Origin of the sequence: Micromonospora sp. KC207, from assembly GCF_004348615.1 — a bacterium.
GTDB lineage: Bacteria > Actinomycetota > Actinomycetes > Mycobacteriales > Micromonosporaceae > Micromonospora.
In genome coordinates this window covers 1-2,152 of the sequence record NZ_SMKJ01000530.1, presented here as the reverse complement: position 1 = coordinate 2,152, position 2,152 = coordinate 1, and the positions used below count along the sequence as shown (strand labels likewise).

The following is a 2,152-nucleotide window of genomic DNA, read 5'->3' as shown; positions in this document are numbered from 1 at the left end:
TGCCTCGGCTGCCCGAACAGCGGGACGGGGCAGGTCGCCCGGCCCGGCGGCGCGCGGGGCCGGGCGGCGCGAGGCGGACCAGAGCCGCCCGACCGTCGTGTCCCGGCTGGGTGACCGGGGACTCGCCATGCTGGCCGGCGGGCTGGTGGTGGCCCTGCTGGCGGGGTTCGGGCTCGGGCGGATCGGTGCCGCCGACGGGCGGGCCGCGATGGCGGCCGGCGGTGGGGCACCCGCCACGGGGCGCGCCGTCTCGGCGGGGGACGGGCATCAGCACGCGCCGGGAGCCGGAGCGCACACCCATCCCGGCGACGGCGGCTCGCAGCAGGCGCAGGCGATTGGGACTGCGGTCAGCGCCGGCGGCTACACGCTGCGACCGGTGGCGCGGTCCCAGCCGGCCGGCGTCAGCGTGGACTACCGGTTCCAGATCGTGGGCACCGACGGGCGGGCGGCGACGAGCTTCGCGGTCGTGCACGACAAGCCGCTGCACCTGATCGTGGTGGGCCGAGACCTGGGCGGCTACCAGCACCTGCATCCGACGATGGCGATCGACGGCACCTGGAGCGTGCCGCTGACGCTGAAGCGGGCCGGCGGCTACCGCATCTACGCCGACTTCGCCACGACTGCGGCCGACGGCACCGCGCTGCCGCTGGTGCTGGGCGTCGACCACGAGGTGCCCGGTGCGCACACCCCGGCCGCGTTGCCGCCCGCGCGGCCGCAGGCGACGGTCGGGCCGTTCACGGTGTCGATGGTCGGCAACCCCACGGCGGGGGCGACGGTGCCCCTGTCCTTCCGGGTGAGCCGTGCCGGCTCCCCGGTGTCGCCACCCCTGGAGCGTTACCTGGGCGCGTACGGGCACCTGGTGGTCGTCCGCGAGGGCGACTTGGGCTACATGCACGTCCACCCGGAGCAGGAACTGGTCGACGGGGCCGCCAGGTTCTGGCTGACGGCGCCGGGGCCGAGCCGGTACCGGGCGTTCTTCGACTTCCAGGTCGAGGGGAAGGTGTACACGGCGGAGTTCACCATGGACCTCGGGTGAGACCCGGGTGGCCGGGACACGGCGGCCCCGGCGGTGGGCGCGGTCGGCTCCGCGCCTGTCCCCGCGCCCGGCCCCGCCGAGCGCCGAGGCGGGGGCCGGCCCGCACCAGGATCGTTGCGGGCCGATTCCCGCCCCCGCTGCGCGGTCGAGCTAGCCCTCGATCCGGACGATGTTGCGGATCTTGTTGGACGCGTCCAGCGCCGCCACCTTGTACGCCTCGGCGAGCGTCGGGTAGTTGAACACCGCGTCGATCAGGTAGTCGACCGTGCCACCGCAGCCCATGACGGTCTGCCCGATGTGGACGATCTCGGTGGCGCCGGTGCCGAACACGTGCACGCCGAGCAGGCGGCCGTCGGCCGGCGACACCAGCAGCTTCAGCATGCCGTACGAGTCGCCGACGATCTGGCCACGGGCCAGCTCGCGGTAGCGCGCGATACCGACCTCGAACGGCGTGGCGCTGTCGGTCAGCTGCTCCTCGGTCTTCCCGACGAAGCTGATCTCCGGGATCGTGTAGATGCCGATCGGCTGCAACTCGTTGAGCGCGCGTACCGGCTCGCCGCAGGCGTGTTGCGCGGCGATCCGGCCCTGCTCCATCGAGGTGGACGCCAGCGCGGGGAAGCCGATCACGTCGCCTACCGCGTAGATGTTGTCCACCGCCGTGCGGTAGTCCGCGTCGACCGTGATCCGGCCGCGTCTGTCGGCCTGCAGCCCGGCCGCCTCCAGCGCCAGGTCGTCGGTCTGGCCCTGACGGCCGGCCGAGTACATGACCGTGTCCGCGACGATCTTCTTTCCGCTCTTCAGGACGCACAGCGCTGCGGTCGGGTGCTTCTCCACCGCCGCGACCTCCTCGCCGAAGCGGAACGTGACGGACAGGTCGCGCAGGTGGTACTTGAGCGACTCGACGACCTCCTCGTCGCAGAAGTCGAGCATCCGGTCGCGGCGCTCGACCACGGTCACCTTGGTGCCGAGCGCGGCGAACATGGAGGCGTACTCCATGCCGATCACGCCGGCGCCGACCACGACCATGCTGCGGGGGACGGCCTCCAGGTTGATGACCCCGTCGGAGTCCACGATCGTCCGGTCGTCGAAGTCGACGCTGTCCGGGCGGGCCGGGCG

At 73.2% G+C, this 2,152-nt stretch carries 1 protein-coding gene and 1 pseudogene; one reads left to right on the top strand and one right to left on the bottom strand.

The genetic code is table 11. The features are described 5' to 3' along the window. Positions 1-1,036 (top strand): annotated as a pseudogene (locus E1258_RS32155) (copper resistance protein CopC); the annotation flags it as partial. Positions 1,037-1,186: 150 nt separating this feature from the next. On the opposite strand, the gene sthA reads toward E1258_RS32155, so the two are convergent. Further along, positions 1,187-2,152: Si-specific NAD(P)(+) transhydrogenase (sthA, locus tag E1258_RS32150; RefSeq protein WP_132407681.1), on the bottom strand; the 966-nt coding region annotated here is incomplete at its 5' end.